16 protein-coding genes are annotated in these 19,277 nt (G+C 73.5%); 7 read left to right on the plus strand and 9 right to left on the minus strand.

All coding sequences use genetic code 11. The features are described 5' to 3' along the window. Nucleotides 1–102: 102 nt before the first annotated feature. From SKED_RS12045 to SKED_RS12055, 3 genes are all read right to left on the minus strand, one after another. On the minus strand, nucleotides 103–1,497 hold the full coding sequence (locus SKED_RS12045; RefSeq protein ID WP_012867436.1) for an alpha-amylase family protein: 1,395 nt from the start codon (nucleotides 1,495–1,497) through the stop codon (nucleotides 103–105). Nucleotides 1,498–1,507: 10 nt separating this feature from the next. Further along, nucleotides 1,508–1,969 (minus strand): hypothetical protein, encoded by a 462-nt coding sequence (locus SKED_RS19050; protein WP_012867437.1) that lies wholly within the window; start codon nucleotides 1,967–1,969, stop codon nucleotides 1,508–1,510. Nucleotides 1,970–2,082: 113 nt separating this feature from the next. Next, on the minus strand, nucleotides 2,083–2,700 hold the full coding sequence (locus SKED_RS12055; protein ID WP_012867438.1) for a mycothiol-dependent nitroreductase Rv2466c family protein: 618 nt from the start codon (nucleotides 2,698–2,700) through the stop codon (nucleotides 2,083–2,085). 304 nt (nucleotides 2,701–3,004) lie between these two features. On the opposite strand from SKED_RS12055, the gene pepN reads away from it, so the two are divergent. After that, nucleotides 3,005–5,557 carry an aminopeptidase N gene (gene pepN, locus SKED_RS12060; RefSeq protein WP_012867439.1) on the plus strand — a complete coding sequence of 851 codons (2,553 nt, stop codon included), beginning with the start codon at nucleotides 3,005–3,007 and terminating at the stop codon, nucleotides 5,555–5,557. A gap of 127 nt (nucleotides 5,558–5,684) precedes the next feature. Here the strand turns inward: pepN and malQ are convergent, their stop codons facing one another. Continuing rightward, nucleotides 5,685–7,841: a 4-alpha-glucanotransferase gene (gene malQ, locus SKED_RS12065; protein WP_012867440.1), complete on the minus strand. Its 2,157-nt coding sequence runs from the start codon at nucleotides 7,839–7,841 to the stop codon at nucleotides 5,685–5,687. Between the two features lie 111 nt (nucleotides 7,842–7,952). Here malQ and SKED_RS12070 point away from each other — a divergent pair, with 111 nt between their 5' ends. Then, the gene (locus SKED_RS12070) at nucleotides 7,953–8,966 is read left to right on the plus strand and encodes a mechanosensitive ion channel family protein (RefSeq protein WP_012867441.1); all 1,014 of its coding nucleotides are present in this window, start codon (nucleotides 7,953–7,955) and stop codon (nucleotides 8,964–8,966) included. A gap of 14 nt (nucleotides 8,967–8,980) precedes the next feature. Here the strand turns inward: SKED_RS12070 and SKED_RS12075 are convergent, their stop codons facing one another. Together SKED_RS12075 and SKED_RS12080 are read right to left on the minus strand one after the other, a co-directional pair. Beyond that, a complete protein-coding gene (locus tag SKED_RS12075) occupies nucleotides 8,981–9,493 on the minus strand; it encodes a PTS sugar transporter subunit IIA (RefSeq protein ID WP_012867442.1) in 513 nt (170 codons plus the stop codon). Nucleotides 9,494–9,506: 13 nt separating this feature from the next. Then, nucleotides 9,507–9,836, minus strand: coding sequence for a PTS sugar transporter subunit IIB (locus tag SKED_RS12080; protein ID WP_081447983.1), 330 nt, complete (start codon nucleotides 9,834–9,836; stop codon nucleotides 9,507–9,509). Nucleotides 9,837–9,880: 44 nt separating this feature from the next. Here SKED_RS12080 and ptsP point away from each other — a divergent pair, with 44 nt between their 5' ends. From ptsP to SKED_RS12105, 5 genes are all read left to right on the plus strand, one after another. Then, nucleotides 9,881–11,584, plus strand: a complete 1,704-nt coding sequence (gene ptsP / locus SKED_RS12085) for a phosphoenolpyruvate--protein phosphotransferase (protein ID WP_012867444.1) — start codon at nucleotides 9,881–9,883, stop codon at nucleotides 11,582–11,584. A 71-nt stretch (nucleotides 11,585–11,655) separates the two neighbouring features. Beyond that, a complete protein-coding gene (locus SKED_RS12090) occupies nucleotides 11,656–12,117 on the plus strand; it encodes a GNAT family N-acetyltransferase (protein WP_012867445.1) in 462 nt (153 codons plus the stop codon). Between the two features lie 93 nt (nucleotides 12,118–12,210). Then, nucleotides 12,211–12,612, plus strand: a complete 402-nt coding sequence (locus SKED_RS12095) for a globin (RefSeq protein ID WP_012867446.1) — start codon at nucleotides 12,211–12,213, stop codon at nucleotides 12,610–12,612. Between the two features lie 8 nt (nucleotides 12,613–12,620). Beyond that, nucleotides 12,621–13,565: an acyl-CoA thioesterase gene (locus tag SKED_RS12100; RefSeq protein ID WP_012867447.1), complete on the plus strand. Its 945-nt coding sequence runs from the start codon at nucleotides 12,621–12,623 to the stop codon at nucleotides 13,563–13,565. Nucleotides 13,566–13,670: 105 nt separating this feature from the next. Continuing rightward, nucleotides 13,671–14,666 (plus strand): DNA topoisomerase IB, encoded by a 996-nt coding sequence (locus tag SKED_RS12105; protein WP_012867448.1) that lies wholly within the window; start codon nucleotides 13,671–13,673, stop codon nucleotides 14,664–14,666. Here SKED_RS12105 and SKED_RS12110 read toward each other — a convergent pair. The 3 genes from SKED_RS12110 to SKED_RS12120 form a co-directional block, all read right to left on the minus strand. Next, a complete protein-coding gene (locus tag SKED_RS12110) occupies nucleotides 14,641–15,189 on the minus strand; it encodes an acyl-CoA thioesterase (RefSeq protein ID WP_012867449.1) in 549 nt (182 codons plus the stop codon). The two genes, SKED_RS12105 and SKED_RS12110, sit on opposite strands and share 26 nt — an antisense overlap. A 78-nt stretch (nucleotides 15,190–15,267) precedes the next feature. Further along, entirely contained in the window at nucleotides 15,268–16,887 is a 1,620-nt protein-coding gene (locus SKED_RS12115; RefSeq protein ID WP_012867450.1) for a GTPase, read from the minus strand. Further along, on the minus strand, nucleotides 16,887–19,241 hold the full coding sequence (locus tag SKED_RS12120) for a dynamin family protein (protein WP_012867451.1): 2,355 nt from the start codon (nucleotides 19,239–19,241) through the stop codon (nucleotides 16,887–16,889). The genes SKED_RS12115 and SKED_RS12120 overlap by 1 nt, the downstream gene beginning before the upstream one ends. Between the last annotated feature and the right edge of the window lie 36 nt (nucleotides 19,242–19,277).

The following is a 19,277-nucleotide window of genomic DNA, read 5'->3' on the forward strand; positions in this document are numbered from 1 at the left end:
GGTCCATCGTCCGCACAGGGCAGCATGCCACGACGCACCGGGACCGGGTGAGACGGTCCGTCCTCCAGCGTGCCTCTCAGGCGATGCTCGCGCGTCCCGCCCTCACCGGTCTGCGCTGCGCCCCAGGCACGCCCAGCCGTGCGGGTCGAGCCGGACCACCGACCCCCCGGGGAGCAGGTGACCAGCGCCTTCGAGCCACTCCGCGCCGGCCCCCAGGTCGATCTCGACGGGGTCGTCGTCGGTGCTCAGCGCGACGACGACCTCGTCGTCCCCCGCCCTGGAGACGTAGGTCATCACCGTGTCCGAGATCACGCGGACCTCGGTCCGGGCGCGGTGCAGCCACGGGTGCCTCCGGCGCAGGCCCACGAGCCGGCGGTGCAGCGCGAAGGCCGGCGAGGCGTCGAGCCCGTCGGCGCCGGGCGGGGCCGACGGGAGCCGAGGGCGCACCGCGTCGTCGCCCCCGGCACGGTCCTCCTTGACGCCCAGCAGCCCGAGCTCGTCGCCCGCGTAGACCGTCGGCGTCCCGCCGACAGTGAAGAGCACCACGAGCGCGTGGGCCAGGTGCCGGGGGTCGTCGAGACGGCTCGCGATCCTGGTGGTGTCGTGGTTCCCGACGAACGTCGCGGGCGCGAAGGTCTCGACGAAGCCGTCGTGGCGGCCCAGCGCGTGCGCGAGCTCGTAGGCGTTGCGGTCGTTGAGCGAGCTCCAGACCGCCTTCCACAGCTCGTACTGCGTGACGGAGTCCATCCCGGACTCCGCGACGACCGCGGCGTAGTCCCCGTGGATCACCTCACCGAGCACGTAGGTCTCGGGATGACGGCGGCGCACCTCGGCGAGCACGGGCGCCCAGAAGCTCGGCGGGACGGCGTACGCGGCGTCGAGACGCCAGCCGTCGACCCCGCGGTCGCCCCAGTAGGTCATGACCTCGGTGACGTAGGCCGCGACCTCGGGGTTGCTGTGCTCGAGGGCTACCAGGGCCGAGTGCCCCTCGAAGTCGTCGTGCGACGGCGGGCCGCCGTCGTCGGGCCAGTGCAGCCGGAACCAGCCCGCGGCGGGCGAGCCGGGGCCGGCGGCAAAGGCGTCGATGAAGCGGGGGAAGGCCTGCCCGACATGGTTGAACACGCCGTCGAGCACCACGCGCAGCCCGCGGCGGTGCGCCGCGTCGACGAGGGCTACCAGGTCGGCCTCGTCGCCCAGCCGCGGGTCGACCCGGAGGTGGTCGACCGTGTCGTAGCCGTGCGTCGACGAGGCGAAGACCGGCCCCAGGAGGATCCCCGAGGCGCCGAGCACCACGGCGTGGTCGAGCCACGGCTCGAGGTCCGGCAGCCGGTGCCGGACCTCGAGCCCCGCCTCGTCCGCCGTCTGCTCGGCGCCGACGGCGCCGAGCGGGTACACGTGCCAGAAGATCGCGTGCTCGACCCAGGCAGGGGTGCCCGGTGCGGACCCCGGGGCGCTGCCCGCTGCGATCCCGGGCGGGCTGCCGTCGCTGCCGGTCATCTGGGGTCGCTCATCGGCGGTCGGAACCCTCGCCGGTGCGCCCGGCGGTGTCGTGGGCGGAGTCGGCGTCGGGCGCGGTCCAGCGGGTCACCGTGACCTCGCCCGTGGCGGGGTCCCGGACCGACAGCTCGACGACCTCGACGAGCACCACCACCTCGACGGGCTCGCGGCCGTGCGGGCGGGGCTCGCCGTCGGCCCCCACGAGGTCCGCTGCCCGTCCCGTGATCTTCACGTCGCCGACCATCGACCCGTCGCCGGGGTTCGAGTGCACGACGCACCGAGGGTCGCCGAGGAGGTCGGTGCCCTTCGGCGACCGCAGCACCACCGGGACCACCAGGTCTCCGTCGCGGACGTCGACCCGCGAGCCGCTGACCCGAGGGGCACCGCTCACCGTCATGGTCGCCAGGACGTGCCGGTCGCTCGCGCCGAGACGCGCCTCGACGACCGCGGCGAGCGCCGGGGCGTCGCTCACGACCGTCGACCAGTGCGCCGCGGCTCGGGCAGGCCCCCCACGCGCAGCGCGCGCGGGAGGCCGGTGGGGAGAGCTCGGCGCCAGGCCCGGCAGGCCGAGGTGGACTGCGGGGCTCAATCGAAGACCGGGCCCTGCGTCCGGGTGCGCTTGAGCTCGAAGAACCCGGGGGTCCCGGCGACGAGCACGCAGCCGTCCCACAGGCGTCCGGCGTCCTCGCCCTTGGGTGCCGGCGTCACGACCGGGCCGAAGAAGGCGACGTCGCCGAAGGCGACCACCGGCGTCCCGACGTCCTCGCCGACGCGGTCGATGCCCTCCTTGTGCGACGCGCGGAGCTCGGTGTCGTAGCGGTCCGAGGTCGCTGCGGCGGCGAGCGTCTCGGGCAGGCCGACCTCCGCGAGGGACTCCAGGATCACGGCGTCGAAGTCGTCGCGCCCGCCCGGGTGCAGGCGGGTGCCGATCGCGTCGTAGAGAGGCTTCACGTACTGCTCGCCGTGCTCGATGCGGGCGGCCGTGACCACGCGCACCGGTCCCCAGCCCTTCGCCATGAGCTCGGAGTACTTCTCGGGGAGGTCACGGCCCTCGTTGAGGACGGACAGGCTCATCACGTGCCAGCGGACCGTGATGTCGCGGACCTTCTCGACCTCGCCGATCCAGCGCGACGTCATCCACGCCCAGGGGCACAAGGGGTCGAACCAGAAGTCGGCGGTCTGGGTGGTCTGCTCGGTGGTCATGTCGCTCCGGGGGTCGATGCTGCGGGGGTCGATGCTGCGGGGTTCGGTGGTCGGTGCTGCGGCGGACCGGGTGCTGGGAGGTCGCCGCACCTCGTCGACCAGTACCAACGTCGGCGAGGGGCGCTCGATTCCCTCCCGACGGTACCGACCGACGGCGCGTCTGTCGCCTGCGGCACGACCCCTCGGCGTGACATGATCGTCCATGGCCGCACCAGGCCCACCCACCAGGTGCCCGGACCTGCCTCGGCGCGCTCATCAGCCCCTCCGCAGCCTGCCGGCGCCGCATCCCCCGAGGAGGCTCTCCGTGCCCGGACAGAACCTGACCCGTGTCGAAGCGACCGCCCGCGCCGGCGTCGTCGCCGTCGACTCGTACGTGATCGACCTGGACCTCACGACCGGTCCCGAGACCTTCCGGTCGACCACCGAGGTCCGGTTCACCGCAGAGGCCGGGGCGTCGACGTTCATCGACCTCGTCGCGCCGACCGTCCACGAGGTCACCCTCAACGGCCAGTCGCTCGACCCGGCCGCCGTCTTCGCCGACTCGCGCATCCAGCTCGACGGGCTCGCCGCCGAGAACACGCTGCGCGTCGTCGCCGACGCGGCGTACACGAACTCCGGCGAGGGCCTGCACCGCTTCGTCGACCCCGTCGACGGCGAGGTCTACCTCTACACGCAGTTCGAGGTGCCCGACGCCCGCCGGGTCTTCGCCGCCTTCGAGCAGCCCGACCTCAAGGCCACCTTCCAGTTCACGGTCACCGCACCGTCCGCCTGGGAGGTCGTCTCCAACTCCCCCACGCCCGAGCCCGTCCCGGCCGGCGAGGGGACCTCGACCTGGTCCTTCGAGCCCACGCAGCGCATCTCGACGTACATCACCGCGATCGTCGCCGGTCCCTACGTCGTGCAGCGCTCCGAGCTCACCAGCAGCGACGGCCGCGTCATCCCGCTCGGGGTGTTCTGCCGCGCCTCGCTCGCCGAGCACATGGACGCCGACTACGTGTTCGAGAAGACCCGACAGGGCTTCGCGTTCTACGAGGAGAAGTTCCAGTACCCCTACCCGTTCCCCAAGTACGACCAGCTGTTCGTCCCCGAGTTCAACGCCGGGGCCATGGAGAACGCCGGCTGCGTGACCTTCACCGAGACCTACGTCTTCCGGTCCAAGGTCACCGACGCGATCAAGGAGCGCCGGGTCGTCACGATCCTGCACGAGCTCGCGCACATGTGGTTCGGCGACCTCGTCACCATGCGGTGGTGGAACGACCTGTGGCTCAACGAGTCCTTCGCCGAGTGGGCGTCGACGCTCGCCACCGCCGAGGCCACCGAGTGGACCGAGGCGTGGACCACCTTCGCCGCGATGGAGAAGTCCTGGGCCTACCGCCAGGACCAGCTGCCCTCGACACACCCCATCGTCGCCACCATCAACGACCTCGAGGACGTCCAGGTCAACTTCGACGGCATCACCTACGCCAAGGGCGGGTCCGTCCTCAAGCAGCTCGTCGCGTGGGTCGGCATCGACGCCTTCATGGCCGGCGTCGCCCGGTACTTCGCCAAGCACGAGTACGGCAACACCGAGCTCGTCGACCTCCTCACCGAGCTCGAGGCCACCAGCGGGCGCGAGCTCGCCTCGTGGTCCGCGCTGTGGCTCGAGACCGCAGGCGTCAACACGCTGCGCCCGGAGATCGAGGTCGACGCCGAGGGCGTCGTGACCTCCTTCGCGGTCCTGCAGTCCGCCCCGGCCGACTACCCGACCATCCGGCCGCACCGCCTCGCGGTCGGGTACTACGACCTCGACGCCTCGGGAGCCCTCGTGCGCACCCACCGCGTCGAGCTCGACGTCGACGGCGAGCGCACCGAGGTGCCCGAGCTCGTGGGCCGCGCACGCCCGGACCTCGTACTCCTCAACGACGACGACCTCGCCTACGCCAAGATCCGCCTCGACGAGGCGTCCCTCGCCGTCGCGATCGCGCAGCTGTCGAAGATCCAGGACCCGCTCGCCCGCTCGCTCGTCTGGGGCTCCGTCTGGGACGCGACCCGCGACGGCGAGACGCCCGCGAGCGACTACGTGGACCTCGTGCTCGGCAACATCTCGACCGAGACCGAGTCGACGACCATCCGCACGACGCTCGCCCAGCTCGCCCTCGCAGCACGCAGCTACGTCTCGCCGGCCATCCGGCCGCAGACCGTCGAGACCGTCGGCAACCGCCTGTGGATCCTCGCGCAGGCCGCCGAGGCCGGCTCCGACGCCCAGTTCCAGTTCGTCAAGTACTTCGCGGCCGTCGCCAGCTCCTCGGCGCACACCGCGACGCTGCGCGGGCTCCTCGACGGGTCGGTCGCCCTCGACGGCCTGACGATCGACACCGACCTGCGCTGGGAGATCCTCGACGGGCTCGTCCTCGCCGGGGACGCCACCGCCGAGGAGGTCGACGCGACGCTCGCCGAGGACAACACCTCCAACGGTCAGCAGTCGGCCGCCCGGGCCCGCGCCACGATCCCGACGGCCGAGGGCAAGCGCGCCGCCTTCGACTCCCTCGTCGAGACCGACAGCGCCCCCAACGCGATCGTCCGCTCCACGACCATCGGATTCGGGCACGTCAACGACCCCGAGGCGCTCCGCGCGGTCGTCGAGCCGTACTTCGCCGCGATCGAGGGACTGTGGGAGAGCCGCAGCTACCACATCGCCGAGACCCTGGTCGAGGGCCTCTACCCGGCTGCCCTCGCCGACGAGAGCCTCCGCGACGCGACCCGTGGGTGGCTCGCCGCCCACCCGGACGCCGCTCCCGCGCTGCGCCGGCTCGTCGACGAGTCGCTGGCCGGCGTCGAGCGTGCGCTGCGCGCCCAGGCGGTCGACGCCGCGCGCTGACAGGCGCAGGCTGACAGGTGCTCGCTGACGACACGCCCTGACGCAGACAGCCCGCCCCGGTGCTCAGGCACCGGGGCGGGCTGTGTCGTCTCAGGCGCCGGTCGTCAGGCGCCGGGGGACGCTGCGCTCAGGAGTCGACGTCCTCCGTCGTCCGCCCGGTGCCCTCGTTCATCACCGCGGCGAGCGAGCGGAGCCGCGCGTTCTCCGCGAGGTCGTCGACGAGCACCACGGTGCCGAGGGAGTCGCCGAGCGGCACCTTCCAGTTCGGGTACTCCTGGTCCGTCCCGGGCTGGTTCTGCGCCCGGCGCTCGCCGACGGCGTCCGCGAGCGAGACACCGAGCAGGGTCGCCGGCGTGAGGAGCACGTACCGGTGGAGCGCCTCGACGAGCTCGCGCTCGGACGGGTCGTCCCCCACGAGACCCCGCGCGGCGAGCGCGAGGACCATCTGCTCGCGCTCACGGCGCGCGTCCTGGCGGACCTGGTGCACGGGCTCGGTCAGCAGGCCGAGCCGCTCGCGCAGCTCGACGTGCTCGCCGGCCAGGTACCCGGCCGTCGGCGGGAGGTCGTGGGTGGTGACGGTCGTCAGCGACAGCGGACGGTAGTCCTCCGGAGCCATCGGGCGCCCGTCGTCGTCCTTCTCGAACCACAGCACGGAGGTGCTCAGGACGCCGCGGTCCGTGAGGTAGCCGCGGACCCAGGGCTCGACGACGCCGAGGTCCTCTCCGATGACGACGCCCCCGGCACGCTGCGCCTCGAGGCACAGGATGCCGATGAGCGCCTCGTGGTCGTACCGGACGTACGCGCCCTCGTCGGCCGGGCTGCCCTGCGGGATCCACCACAGCCGGAACAGACCGATGACGTGGTCGATGCGCAGCGCACCCGCGTGACGGAACACCGTGCGGATGAGGTCGCGGTACGGGGCGTACCCCGCACGTGCGAGCTCGCGCGGGTGCCACGGGGGCTGCGACCAGTTCTGGCCCTGCTGATTGTACATGTCCGGCGGCGCGCCCACCTCCATGCCCTGGGCGAGCACGCCCGCCAGGGCCCAGGCGTCCGCCCCGCGGGGGTGCACGCCGACCGCGAGGTCGTGCATGATCCCGATGCCCATGCCGCTCTCGCGGGCGGCACGCTGGGCCTGCTCGAGCTGGACGTCGGCGACCCACTGGAGCCAGGAGTAGAAGTCGACCTCGTCGGAGAGCTCCTCGCGGAGCCGGGCCACTGCCTCCGAGCCCGGGGTGCGGTACTCCTCGGGCCACTCGCCCGAGCCGAGGTGGTCGGTGAAGGCGCACCAGGTCGCGAAGCTCTCGAGGCCGCTGCCCTGCGACCGGCAGAAGTCCACGAAGGCGGTCTGGCGGGCGGCCGAACGAGGTGCCTCGAAGACGACGCGCAGCGCGCTCTTCTTCGCGTCCCACACGGCGTCGCGGTCGATCGGCCCCGGGTCGGTGCTCAGCTCGCGGACGTCGTCCGCAGCCCACTCGACGAGCGACCTGTCGGCAGCAGAGAGGTACGCGGTCTCGCGGATGTCCTCGACCCGCAGGTAGATCGGGTTGACGAAGCGCCGTGACACCGGGAGGTAGGGCGACGGCGTCATCGGCGTCGTCGGCTCGGCCGCGGCGACCGGGTTGACCAGCAGGAAGTCGGCGCCGAGCTGCTGCCCGCCGATCCACGCGATGTCCGCGAGGTCGGCGAAGTCGCCGATCCCCCAGGACTGGCGGGAGCGGACGGAGTAGAACTGGGCCATGAGGCCCCAGTGCTGCGACCCCACCAGGTGCTCGGGGAGCTCGAGACGGTCCGGGGTCACGGCGAGCACGGTCCGGGACTGGCCGTCGCGCGTGCGGGCACGCAGCTCGTGCCAGCCGAGCGGGAGGTCGTCGGGGAGCTCGAAGGTCGCCCGCCCGATCGTGCGGCCGTCGACCGTGCGGGGCTCGACGTAGTCGTCCACCTGCTCGAGCGTGACGCGTGTGCCGTCCTCGAGCTCGACCCACACCTCGACGTCGACGCCGTCCGTCACGTGGACCGGCACGCGGTGCGCGACCCCGTGGCGCGAGACGACGGTGGCGGGGAGCATGCGGCGCCACTCGTCGTCGACGACTGTCGCGAGAGCGACGTCGATGTGCTCGGGCGTGGACGCGTCGACCCCGAGGGCGGCGAGGATCGCGACGAGCGTCGAGGCCGGCGCAGTCTTCTTCTCGCCGTGGAACCCCCAGTGGTCGTGGGAGATCCCGTGAGCCTCGGCGAGGTCGACAAGTGCAGGTGAGAGGGTCGCGCGCTCAGAGGGGTCCACGAGTGAATCCTGCCAGAGAGTCGCCGCAAGAGCATCACGTCGCACGGTGCGTCGGCCACCTGCTGCGCACGCAGCACGCACCTGCCGCCGACGCTGGGTAGCGTGGTCCGCATGCACCTCCCCGCCGCACCGCTCACCGCTCTGCCCGTGCCACCCCTCGCGACCGCGAGCCCCACGACCACCGGACTCACCACCACCACCACCGCTGCCGCCGCCGGCTCCAGCGGCTCCGGCGGCTTCGACGCCTCAGACCTGGGCTCGTGGGCCGACTGGTTCCTCGGGACGCCGATGCGCCTCGTGCTCACCGCTCTGGTGGGCCTGGTCGTCCTCGTGGTCCTGCGTCGCATGATCCGGACGGTGACCGAGCACCTCGCGGACGGTTCCTTCATGGACCGCCGCGGGCTCCGGCAGCTGGCGGCGTCGGGCGTGGGCACCGCCGTGCGGCAGTCCAACCCGCTGGCGGCCGCCCGACGTGCGCAGCGCGCCCGGACCATCGGCTCGGTGCTGCGCTCGACGGCGACCCTCGTGGTCGGGGCGATCGTCGTGCTCATGATGCTCGACGACGTCGGCGTGAACATCATGCCGCTCGTCGCCTCGGCGGGCGTCGCCGGCGTCGCGCTCGGGTTCGGCGCGCAGAGCCTCGTCAAGGACTTCCTGTCCGGGATGTTCCTGCTGCTCGAGGACCAGTACGGGGTCGGGGACACCATCACCGTCGGTGACGTGTCGGGGACCGTGGAGGCCGTCGCGCTGCGCATCACCAAGGTGCGTGACGCGACCGGGACCCTCTGGTACGTGCGGAACGGCGAGATCCTCAAGGTGGGCAACAAGACCCAGGGCTGGGCGCGCGTGAGCGTCGACGTCGAGCTGCACGTCGACGCGGACCTCGACCTGGCCCGGGCGACCCTCACCCGTGCCGGCGAGCGCCTCACCGCCGACACCGTGCTGCGGACCTACCTGCAGGAGGAGCCGCGCGTGGTCGGCATCGAGAGCCTCAGCGCGTCAGCCGTCTCGCTCAAGCTCGAGGTCAAGACCGACCCGGCGATGCAGTGGGACGTGGCGCGCGCGCTGCGGGAGGCGGTCCGGACCGAGCTCGCGACGGCCGGGGTGAGCCTCGCCGGGGAGTAGCGGAGCAGCCGGGTCTAGCGCCAGAGCACGACGTCGTCGCCGCGACGGACCTGCTGGCCCGGCTGGACGGTCTTGTCGACCGCGTCCGGGTCGCCCTGCAGGGCGATGACCACGCACACCGTGGAGAACCCGGCCGCCGCGACGGTGTCGGGGTCCCAGGTGATGAGGGTCTGACCGGCGGCGACCTCGTCGCCCGAGGCGACGTGCAGGACAAATCCTTCGCCGCGCAACGTCACCGTGTCGATCCCGAGGTGCACCAGGACGGTCCGGCCGTCAGGGCGCTCGATCGCGAAGGCGTGGGGGTAGAGCGAGCCGATGGTGCCGGAGACGGGGGCCTGGACGACGGTGTCCGACCCTCCCGGCACCGCGCGGGGCTCGATCGCGAGACCTGGGCCGACGATCTCCTCGGCGAAGACCTCGTCGGGGACGTCGCTCAGGGCGACGACCTCCCCGGAGACGGGCGCGACCAGCCGCACCGGTGCCGGTGCAGGCTGGTCGCGCACGGTTCCCGTGCCGTCGGTCGGCATCGTCAGGTCCCGCTCAGCGGAGCCCGTCGAGCTCGGCGGCGAGGTTGTCGGCCTCGGGGCCGACGATGACCTGGACGATCTTGCCCGAGCGCACGACGCCGAACGCACCGGTCGCCTTGAGGTCGCTCTCGCTGATGAGGTCCGGGTTGGAGACCTCGACACGCAGGCGCGTGATGCACGGCTCCAGGTCGACGACGTTGGCCTGACCGCCCAGTGCGGCGAGGATCTGCTGTGCCTTGCTCATGAGAGAAGCTCCTGAAGTTTCGTGGTCTGCGCGTTGTGCTGGTGGTCTGCCGGTCGGGCTCGTCGGCTCTGGTCCAAGAGTAGTCGCCTCCACGCACATTTACTGCGACACTGCCTGGAGAGCGCGCTGATCAGGAGGTACGGATGAACACCCCTTCACCACGCCCGTCGACGAGGACGGTCTCGGGGATCGGAGTCTGCGCGGGTCTGGTGGCCGGGCCCGTCGTGCACATGCCCCTGCCCATCGCCGAGCCCTCCCCCGGTCTGCGCCTGTCGCCTCGCGAGGACCATGCCGCCCGCGCCGCCGAGATCCAGGGCGCGAGCGACCATGTCGCCGCCGACCTCGACGCCGCTGCCGAGCGGGCGACCGGCGAGGCGCGCGCCGTCCTCGAGGCGACCGCCGCGATCGCCGCCGACCCGACCCTCGTCGCCGACGCCCAGCGTCGGGTGGTGGACGACTACCTGGTCCCCGAGCGCGCCGTGTGGGAGGCCGCCGCCGAGGTCGCCGAGCAGTTCGAGGCGCTCGGGGGGTACTTCGCCGAGCGCGTCAGCGACGTCCACGACATCCGAGACCGGCTCGTCGCCCACCTCACGGGTCGCCCGAAGCCCGGGCTGCCCAGCTGCGACACGCCCTTCGTGCTCGTCGCCTACGACCTCGCCCCCTCCGTCACGGCGTCTCTGGACCCCGCGCAGGTCGTGGCGATCGTCACCGACGGTGCCGGCCCGACCTCGCACACCGCGATCGTCGCCAACGCCAAGGGCATCCCCGCCGTCGTGGCCGCCCAGGGCGCTCACGACCTCCTCGAGGACGGGCACTTCGCCCTGGTCAACGGGTCGACCGGCCTGGTGGTCGCGGACCCCACCGAGGAGGAGCTCACCACCGTGCGGGCCGTGGCGTCCCGAGTGCGCACCTTCGACGGTGAGGGCCGCACCCGCGACGGGCACCGCGTCCAGCTGCTCGCCAACATCGGGGACCCCTCCGACGCAGAGCCTGCTGCGCAGGCCGGCGCCGAGGGCGTGGGGCTGTTCCGGTCGGAGTTCTGCTTCCTCGACCGGGAGCAGCCGCCCACCGTCGACGAGCAGGTGGAGGCCTACCGCCGCGTCTTCAGCGCCTTCCCGGGCCGCAAGGTCGTCATCCGCACCCTGGACTCCGGAGCCGACAAGCCCCTCGCCTTCCTCACCTCCGACGACGAGGAGAACCCCGCCCTCGGCGTCCGTGGGCTGCGGACCGCCAAGCGCTCCCCCGAGCTCCTCGACCAGCAGCTCGAGGCCGTGGCCCGCGCCGCCGCAGCCGAGGAGGCCGAGGTGTGGGTCATGGCACCCATGGTCTCGACCGTCTCCGAGACCGAGGAGTTCGTCGCCGCGTGCACGGCGCACGGTCTCGCGGTCCCGGGTGTCATGGTCGAGGTCCCCTCGGCCGCACTGCTCGCCGGGCCGATCCTGGCCCGCGCGCACTTCGCCTCGATCGGCACCAACGACCTCACCCAGTACACGATGGCCGCCGACCGCCTCCTGGGCTCGCTCGCCGAGCTCTCCGACCCGTGGCAGCCCGCCGTCCTGCAGCTCGTCGCCGCGACCTGCGCGGGGGGCGCGCAGCAGGGCCGCCCGGTCGGGGTGTGCGGCGAGGCGGCGTCCAACCCCGTCCTCGCCGTGGTCCTCGTGGGACTGGGCATCAGCTCGCTGTCGATGACGGCACGCGCCATCCCCGACGTGGCCGCGGTGCTCGCCGAGGTCGACCTCACGCTGTGCCAGGAGCTCGCCCGGCTGGCCGTCTCCGCCGAGACCGCGCACGACGCACGCGCCCTCGTACGGTCCCGGCTCCCCGTGCTCGCCGAGCTGGGGCTGTAGCGCAGGGCAGGGCTGGTGCTGCGGTCACGGCGCAGGTCCGAGGGACCTCCGGGGTGGTGCAGGATTGTCCGGTGACCCTGCAGATCTCCCGCGCGGACCTGGGCGACCCGGTCCTGCGCGCCTTCCTCCTCGCACACCTCCGCGACCTCGCGCCGACGGCCCCCGCCGAGAGCCAGCACGCCCTCGACCTCGACGGGCTGGCCCGCCCCGAGGTCCGGCTGTGGGCCGCGCACGCCGACGGCGAGGTCGTCGGGACCGGGGCGCTGACGCCGGTCGAGCACGAGCACGACGAGCTCAAGAGCATGCGCACCGACCCGGCCCGACGAGGAACCGGCATCGCCTCGACGCTCCTGACCCACCTGCTCGACGACGCCCGGGGCCGGGGCGTGCGACGGGTGTCGCTCGAGACCGGCAGCATGGAGTTCTTCGCTCCGGCCCGGCGGCTCTACGCCCGGGCCGGGTTCGAGGAGTGCGCGCCCTTCGGCAGCTACACGCCCGACCCGCACAGCGTGTTCATGACCGTCAGCCTCTGATCGCGCGCGGTGGGCGAGGCCGCCCGCGGCGGCGATCGCGGGCCCGTCCCGGTGCAGGCCCACGGCGACCGAGAACTTTGGGATGATGGCCCGGTGAGCGACCAGACCCCAGCAGCCCCCGAGTCCTTCTACGAGCTCGTCGGCGGCCACGACACCTTCGTCCGGCTCGTCGACGCCTTCTACGTCGGCATCGCCGACGACGAGGTGCTGCGCCCCATGTACCCCGAGGCGGACCTCGGGCCCGCCAAGGTCCGCATGACGATGTTCCTCGAGCAGTACTGGGGCGGGCCGACGACCTACTCGGACCAGCGCGGCCACCCCCGCCTGCGGATGCGTCACGCGCCCTTCAAGGTCAACCCCGACGCGCGCGACCGCTGGCTGAAGCACATGCGGGCCGCCGTCGACTCCCTCGACCTCGCTCCCCTGCACCACGCCACCCTGTGGGACTACCTGGACCGGGCAGCCCACTCCCTCATCAACACCTTCGACGACTAGGAGCCACCGTGACCGACCAGGCCCAGACCGCCGGGAGCAGCGGCGCAGCGCCCGCAGAGGGCACAGCGCCCGCAGACGGCACGGCGTCCGCGGACCACGACCCTCTCGCGCACCTGCTCTCCGTGCTGAGCCTGTCGTACCACGGGGCCGAGACCGGCGAGGACGTCTACTCGGGTGCGAGCGTCCACCAGCCGAACGGACGCGTCTACGGCGGCCAGGTCCTCGCGCAGGCGCTGCTCGCCGCCGGTGCGACGGTGGACCGCGGACGCCTGCCGCACTCGCTCCACGGGTACTTCCTGCGCGCCGGCGACATCACCCAGCCGGTCGACTTCGCCGTCGAGCGGCTGCGGGACGGGCGTTCGTTCAGCGCCCGCCGCACCCACGCCTACCAGGGCGGCAGCGCGATCCTCTCGATGATCGCCTCCTTCCAGGAGCTCCAGGACGGCATCGAGCACTCCTCGACCATGCCCGACGTCCCGGCGCCCGAGGACGTGAGGTCCGCGCAGGACGAGCTCGGGAAGATCGACCACCCCGTCGCCGACTTCTGGTCACGGCAGAGCGCCTTCGACGTGCGGCACGTCGACGGGTCCCTGTACCTGGGCCCCCGACCCGAGCGCACCGACCGGCAGTCCGTGTGGATGCGGTCCCGCGGCGCCGTGCCGGACGACCAGCTGATGCACCGGGCGCTGCTCATGTACGCCTGCGACCAGATCATGCTCGAGCCCGTCCTGCGCCGTGGGGGCAACAGCTGGATGACCCCCGGGCTGAGCGTCGCGAGCCTCGACCACGCCATGTGGTGGCACCGCGACGTGCAGGTGGACGACTGGTTGCTCTACGTCCAGGGCTCGCCCTCCGCGCAGGGCGGCCGTGGCCTCGGGACCGCCGAGGTCTTCTCGCGCGACGGCGTGCTCGTCGCGACCGTCGCCCAGGAAGGCATGGTCCGGGTGCCCTGACCCGCTCCTCGGGCGCCCGGGGACCGGGCACGGCGCCGCAGACCCTCCCGCCCCGTCCACACCGCTCCGGATGCCGGGGCGCATGTGCGGGGCCAGAATCGTCCCATGCCCCGACTCCGCCGCGTCTCCGTCTCCCAGCCGGGTCTGACCCGCCGGCGCAGCGGGACGGGCTTCACCTACCTGGACGCCGCCGGGAAGCGGATCACCGAGCCTGCCGTCCTCGAGCGGTGCCGCGAGCTCGTGGTGCCGCCCGCGTGGGAGGACGTGTGGATCTGCCCGTACCCCAACGGGCACGTCCAGGCCTACGGCATCGACGCGGCCGGTCGAGGCCAGTACCTCTACCACCCGCAGTGGAGGGCCCGGCGAGACCGGGCCAAGCACGACCACGCCCTCGCGGTCGGCGCCCGCCTGCCGGAGGCCCGTGAGCAGGTGGACAGCGACCTGCAGCGCTCGGGGATGCCCCGGGAGAAGGCGCTGGCCGTCGTCTTCCGGCTCCTCGACGTAGGCCTGTTCCGGATCGGCGGCGAGACCTACGCCGCGAAGAACGACAGCCACGGGGTCTCGACGCTGCTGCGCTCCCACGTCACGGCGCGCCGGGACGGGACCGTCCGGTTCCAGTTCCCGGCGAAGTCCGGCAAGGACCAGGACATCGTCATCGAGGACGCCGAGGTGCACGCGGCCGTCCGCACCTTCCTCCGACGCAAGGACGAGTCGGACCGCCTCGTCGCCTGGCGAGGACCCGGCAGCCCGGCGCAGTGGCACACGGTCTCGTCGGCGGACGTCTCGGGCTACGTCAAGGAGCGGCTCGGGTCGGACGCGAGCGCCAAGGTCTTCCGCACCTGGCACGCGACCGTGCTCGCCGCGCAGCTGCTCGAGGCGGCCGGTCCGCCTCCGGCCTCCGAGCGCAAGCGACGGACCGTCGCCACCGGTGTCGTGCGCACCGTGGCCGACCAGCTCGGCAACACCCCGACCGTCGCCCGGGCCTCGTACATCGACCCGCGTCTGTTCGACCACTGGGAACGCGGGTCGACCATCCCGGAGTGCAGCAGCCGGGACGAGGCCGAGGCGGCCGTGATCACGCTCCTCGGCGACGGAAGCTGATCGGCTCGCCGAGGAACGGCTCCCAGGCGGCACGCTCGTGCGGGGCGATGCGGCGCGGAGATCCCGTCGCCGCCGAGACGAGCACGATGGTCGTCACCGCGCGGGCGACGGGTCGAGCGGCGGAGCCCTCGCCCGTGCGCTGCACGGGCGTCCCGTCGTCGTGGACCTCGTAGCAGACGTCGAGGCTCGCACCGCCCATGTGACCGATCCACATCTCGACCCGCACCGGCCGGCGGTCGAAGCCGAGAGGGCGCAGGTACTCGATCTCCTGCCGGGCGACGAAGGTGTGGGACGACGCGCCGGGGCCGGAGTCGAGGACGGCGGTCGGCCAGGCTGCGGGGGCGGCCGGGTCTGCGGGGGCGGCGGGGTCTGCGGGTGCCGCGACCTCGTCCTCCTGCGGGTGCGCCCAGAAGGCGGTGATGCGGGCCTCCTCGAGGAGCCGGAACATCTCGACGTTGTTCACGTGCCCGTAGGCGTCGAGGTCGGACCACCGGAGCTGGACGGGGACGAAGAGGCGAGTCACACCGACCAGTTCAGCACAGGTGGAGGCCTGAGCCGAGCAGCCCGACGACGGCGTGGTCAGACGACGTCGTGCAGCACCTCAGCGTGCCGCGAGGGCGGCGGCGGCCCGGCACTCGTCGAGACGGTGGCGCTGGGCCTCGACGGGCTCGACGACGGACAGGCTCGCGACGGCGGACACCTGGACCCGCAGCCGGCGGTCGGCGCGGCGTGCCGCGCGGTTCGCCCCCACGTACGAGAGCACCCGCGCCAGCAGCGCGAGGACCACGCCGAGCAGCAGCCCGACGACCACCAGCAGCGTCGGGATGGGGTACCCCTCGACGTCGGGCGAGCTCTGCACGGGCAGCTGGATGAAGGAGAGGAGCGCGAGACCGGCGAGCCACAGCACGCCGACCAGCAGCACCGCGACGGCGGCCCACTGGACGGCCGAGGCGACCGACCACCAGCGTGGGCGTCGCTCGCCGTCGAGCTCGGTCCGGGCCACGGCCTGGTCGAGGGCGTCCGGGAGCCCCTCGTCACGGACGAGCGCCCGGGTCGCCATGACCCAGGGCGCCGGCGCACCGGCCGAGGCTCCGTCGACGTACTCGCGCACCGCGGTGTGCGTCTTGGCGGCCATCGCCGCGTCCATCGGGGGCAAGGACGTCCGGCTGAGCTCCGACCGGGCGTCCTGGCGGAGCAGGTTGAGCCGGCGCAGCGGGTCGGAGCGCAGCCGTCCGAGCCACCGCGTCAGCGGCCAGCCGGTCGCCGCGCGGGCACGCAGCAGCGACGAGCCGCGCACCGCCTGCACCACGACGTCGGCCCGCGCCGCGTGCAGCAGCGCCGACGTGAGGTCTGCCCGCGCAGCAGCCCGGCTGCGCAGGTCGCGGGCCGGCCCGCACTCCTGCGAGACCTGCTCGGCGGCGGCGCGCACGTCGGCGAGCAGGCGGGTGGTCGCCGCCTCCCGCGCGGCGGCGGCTGCCGCGACGAGGGACCGCAGCTCGCCGACACCCTGCCCGGTCACCGCGGAGAGCCCGATGACCGGGCACGCGCCGAGACCGTCCTGCGCGGCGAGCCGGCGCAGGTCCGCCAGGCACTGCAGCTGGTCGACGTGCGAGAGCCGGTCGACCTGGTTGAGCACGAGGACGACGACGCCCGCGTGACCGGCGAGCGGTCTGAGGTACTGCTCGTGCAGCACGGCGTCGGCGTACTTCTGAGGGTCGACCACCCACACGAGCAGGTCGGCCCGCTCGACGAGGAGGTCGGACCGCACCCGGTGCTCGACGACCACAGAGTCGTGGTCGGGCAGGTCGAGCAGCACCAGGCCCTGGTTGTCGGCCCCGGGCTCGAGGACGGTGTGCCGTCGGACGTCGAGCCAGTCGAGCAGCCTGGCCGCCTCGTCGGCACCCTGCGGGTCTGCGTCCCACACCGCGGCCATCGCCTGCGAGGTGGTGGGCCGACGGACCCCCGGGGTCGAGAGCTCACGTCCGGCGAGCACGTTGAAGATCGAGGACTTGCCCGAGCCGGTGGACCCGGCGAGCGCGACGACCGTGTGGTCGACCGACTGGTCGAGGCGTGCCCGGGCGTGCGCCGTGACCTGCTCCCCCCGCTCGAGGGTCGGGCCGCGGAGCCAGCCGCGCCCGGCGTCGAGCGCGCTCTCGAGCGCCTGGACACGGAGCGTGATCGCCTCGCTGCGCCTCTTCCCGGAGGTCGCGAGGGCGCGCATCACCGGTCGGCCCCGTGCTCGTCGTCGGGCAGGGGGTAGTCGTCGGGCAGGTGCAGCGGTCTGGTCGGTGGCGGGGGTGGCGGGAGAGGCAGCGGCGACGTCGGGGCGGGGCTGGCCGGGGCGTGGCGGCTCGGGGCGTGGCGGGCCGGGGCGGTGACCTCCTCGGCCGGGGTGCGACGACGCAGGAGACGGCTGAACATGCCTCTACGGACGGGGGCCGGCGGAGCGGGGGCCGCATAGGGGCTGTCGACCACCTCGAGGTCCGCGCCCCGCAGACGACCGGACCGGAGCCGCTCGGCGGCGCTGGCCGCGGAAGGGTCGACGGAGCCGTCGAGCGACACGGTCGTCGGGTGCGCGACAGGTGTCGCCCGTCGGTCGCGCTCGGCAGAGGCCGCCCGCTGGACCTGGTACGCCCAGGACCGCAGGGTGGGTCCGGTGCCGCCCGGCCGGGCAGCGAGGTCCGGGGCTGCCGAGGACCCTGAGGCTGCGGGAGGGCCTGGCTGCACCGACGAGCCGGGCTGCGCTGCAGTGCCAGCCTGCTCTGCGGCGCTGGTCTTCACGACGGTGCTGGCCTGTCCCTCGGCGGCGGGCTGGGTGCGGGCAGGTGCGTCGGCCGCGCCTCCCACGTGCTCGAGGCGTGCGGTGAAGCGTGCAGCCTCGGCGTCCAGCAGGGTCCTCACCCGCACCTCGAGCAGCGTGTGCGCCTCGCGGGCGAGCGCACGGACCGCCTCGTCCCCGAAGACGCCCTCGAGCAGGCGCTGGGCGAGCAGCACCGAGCCGCCGGCGATCCCCACCTCGGCGCCGGTGAGGCCGCCGGTCGAGGCGAACACGACGATCATGAGCGCTGCGCCGATCCCGTTGACGCCCACCGCCAGCACGCGGGCGCGGCCGCGCTTGGCAGCTCCGCGGTCCGTGACCAGCGCGAGGACGTCCCCCTGCCATGCCCTCACCTGCTCGGCGAGGTCCGGGCGCAGGCCGGCAGAGGCCCTGGACAGGTCGAGCGAGGTGCCGAGCGCCGCTCCGGCGGCGTCGTCCTGCCACGCGCCGTAGGTCCTCTCGGCCGCACGGTCGGCGGCGTCGAAGACGATCGCCTCGAGGTTGCTGCTGATCGCGACCGCGACCTTCGGAGCGCTGCCAGGGCGCCCGCGGAAGAACCCGGAGACGGCGTCCCGCACGCGGCCGATGCGCTCCTCCACACCACGCATGAGCTCGCCGGTCCCGACGAAGTCCTGCCACCGGGCGAGCACCTCGCCCCGCAGCATGGACCCGTCCGAGGTCGATGTGCTGATCTCGAGCGCGGCCTGCTCGTAGGCGCGCGCGACCGTCCGGCGCAGCGAGGCCGCCACGGCGACCTGGGCGTCGGCGGCGTCGGCCAGCACCAGCGTGCGTCCGGCGAGGTCGTCGATCACGCCGTCGCGGGTGGCCGCGACGACGGCGTCTCGTGCGGTCGCGTCGCTGCCCACGGCGGTCAGCCACCGGGAGACGGGCGCGACGAGACCGACCGGCAGCAGGCCGTCGACGAGCGAGGTCTCACGGATGACGAAGACCGGGGCCTCACCGAGGCCTCGCGCCGCGAGCATCTCGCGGAGGTGGTCGGCGACGACCTCCGCCCCGGGGTCGATCCTGTCGACGACGATCGCCACCTGCGCGCGCCGGGCCGCGCCCTCGTCGAGGAGCTCCCAGGGGACGGCGTCGGCGTAGCGGGCGGCGGTGGTGACGAAGAGCCAGAGGTCGGCTGCGGCCAGCAGCTGGGCAGCGAGCTCGCGGTTGCCGACGACCACGGAGTCGACGTCGGGGGCGTCGAGGACGGCGAGCCCGCGCGGGAGCGCCTCGGAGGGCACGAGCCGCAGGGACCGCGTCGGGCGCTCGGAGCCGCTCGGGCGGCGGTCTGGGCTGCGGCCGGACGCGCCGTGCGGCGGGGGCGGCGGGACGGCGGGCTGGGGCGAGCCGGTCTCGCGGGCGAGGTGCGGGAACACCCGGTCGCTGGTGAACCAGTCGGCGTCGAGCGGGTGGTGGACGAGCACGGGCGACCGTGTGGTGGGTCGCAGGGCGCCGGGGGCCGTGACCCGCTCCCCCAGGATCGAGTTGACGAGCGTGGACTTGCCCGCACCGGTCGAGCCGCCGACCACGACGAGCATCGGTGCGTCCTGGGACCTCAGCCGCGGGAGCAGGTAGTCGTCGAGCTGGTCGAGCGCCCGGGTGCGCTCAGCGCGGGCGCGCGGCGCCGTGAGCGTCTCGAGCGGGAAGTCTGCGCCCTCGACGGCAGACCGCAGACCCGTGAGAGCGGACACCAGGTCGACGACGACGGGATCGTCGTCGTCGACCTGGTGCGCGTGCGTCGATCCGTCAGCCATGGATGCAGTCTGCCGGAGTTTCCCCTGGCACACCGG

The organism is Sanguibacter keddieii DSM 10542 (assembly GCF_000024925.1).
Lineage (GTDB): Bacteria > Actinomycetota > Actinomycetes > Actinomycetales > Cellulomonadaceae > Sanguibacter > Sanguibacter keddieii.